At 67.4% G+C, this 1,862-nt stretch carries 2 protein-coding genes; both read left to right on the top strand.

Features of this window, described 5'->3' with window-relative positions:
- The first annotated feature begins 137 nt into the window (after positions 1 to 137).
- A complete protein-coding gene (locus WA317_RS18510) occupies positions 138 to 1,520 on the top strand; it encodes a glutamate decarboxylase (protein ID WP_425174423.1) in 1,383 nt (460 codons plus the stop codon).
- Positions 1,521 to 1,586: 66 nt separating this feature from the next.
- Positions 1,587 to 1,862 (top strand): alanine racemase (locus WA317_RS18505; protein WP_425174422.1); only part of this gene is annotated, 276 nt, incomplete at its 3' end.

The following is a 1,862-nucleotide window of genomic DNA, read 5'->3' as shown; positions in this document are numbered from 1 at the left end:
CGCGGGCAGCGGCCTTGTCCGCCGGTGACCCCGGGCCCGGCGACGCGCCCACCTCGGCGTCGCGCATCCTCCCGCACATCCGGGCCGCCCTGGCCTGTTTACACCGTCCCCAGCAGGACTAGAAAGGATCTGCCGTGCTGCCCCACCATCCGTCCGTTCCCGCGCATTCGGTCAGCCCCGCCTACACCAGCCGGTTGTTCACCACCCCGGTGCCGGCGCTGCGGCTGCCCGAGGAGTCGATGGACCCCGACGCCGCCTACCGCTTCATCCACGACGAGTTGATGCTGGACGGCAGTTCACGGCTCAACCTGGCCACTTTCGTGACGACGTGGATGGATCCTGAGGCCAACAGGCTGATGGCCGAGACGTTCGACAAGAACATGATCGACAAAGACGAGTACCCGGCGACCGCGGCCATCGAGCAGCGATGTGTGTGCATGGTTGCCGACCTGTTCCATGCCGAAGGACTGCGCGACGACGACCCGGGCAGCGCGTGCGGAGTGTCGACGATCGGGTCCAGCGAGGCGGTCATGCTCGGCGGGCTGGCCCTCAAGTGGCGCTGGCGGCAGAAGGTCGGGAAGGACTGGAAGACCCGTACCCCCAACCTGGTGATGGGCTCCAACGTGCAGGTGGTGTGGGAGAAGTTCTGCCGCTACTTCGATGTCGAGCCGCGTTACCTGCCGATGGAGGAGGGCCGCTACGTCATCACACCCGAGCAGGTGGTGGACGCCGTCGACGAGGACACCATCGGTGTGGTGGCGATTCTGGGCACCACCTACACCGGTGAACTGGAACCGATCGCGGAGATCTGCGCTGCGCTGGACAAAGTGGCGGCAGCCGGGGGCGTGGACGTTCCGGTGCACGTCGACGCCGCCAGCGGCGGGTTCGTGGTGCCGTTCCTGCATCCCTCGCTGAAGTGGGACTTCCGGCTGCCCCGGGTGGTGTCGATCAACGTCAGCGGACACAAATACGGCCTGACCTACCCGGGCGTCGGGTTCGTGGTGTGGCGCAGCCACGAATACCTGCCGGAGGATCTGGTGTTTCACGTCAACTACCTCGGCGGTGACATGCCGACCTTCACGCTCAACTTCTCCCGCCCGGGCAACCAGGTGGTCGGTCAGTACTACAACTTCTTGCGGTTGGGCCGCGAGGGCTACACCCAGGTGATGCAGACGTTGTCGCTGACGGCGCGTTGGCTGGGTGAGCAGTTACGCACCGGCGACCACTGCGAGCTGGTCTCGGACGGCTCGGCGATTCCGGTGGTCGCTTTTCGGCTGGCCGGTGACCGCGGCTACACCGAGTTCGACTTGTCTCACGAGCTGCGCGGCTTCGGGTGGCAGGTGCCTGCCTACACGATGCCCGACAACGCCACCAATGTGTCGGTGCTGCGCATCGTGGTGCGCGAGGGCCTCTCCGCCGACCTGGCCCGGGCTCTGCACGACGACGCCCGCACCGCTCTTGCCAGCCTGGACAAGCTGCAGCCGGGCGGCCACTACGAAGCGCAGCACTTCGCCCACTGAGACGGCTCGGGGTTGTCTGAACGGGTGTACTCGCCCGGCTCTGCGACAATCGGCAGCGAGGTGACTATGCAAACGACTTCGTCAACCGTCGCGTCGGCGGCCGCCGGCGTGCTCGCCGAGGCTGTGGTGGACCTCGGCGCGATCGCGCACAACGTGCAGGTGCTGCGTGAGCACGCCGGGTCCGCCCAGGTGATGGCCGTCGTCAAAGCCGACGGCTACGGTCACGGCGCCACGCAGGTGGCCCGCACGGCTATGGCCGCCGGTGCGACCGAACTCGGCGTCGCCACCGTCGACGAGGCGCTGGAATTACGCGCCGACGGCATCACCGCGCCGGTGCTGGCG

It is taken from the genome of Mycobacterium sp. (genome assembly GCF_049802695.1).
In the GTDB taxonomy this organism is placed as follows: domain Bacteria; phylum Actinomycetota; class Actinomycetes; order Mycobacteriales; family Mycobacteriaceae; genus Mycobacterium.
The sequence above is the reverse complement of the archived record's forward strand: the minus strand, read 5'-3'. Positions and strand labels throughout refer to the sequence as shown.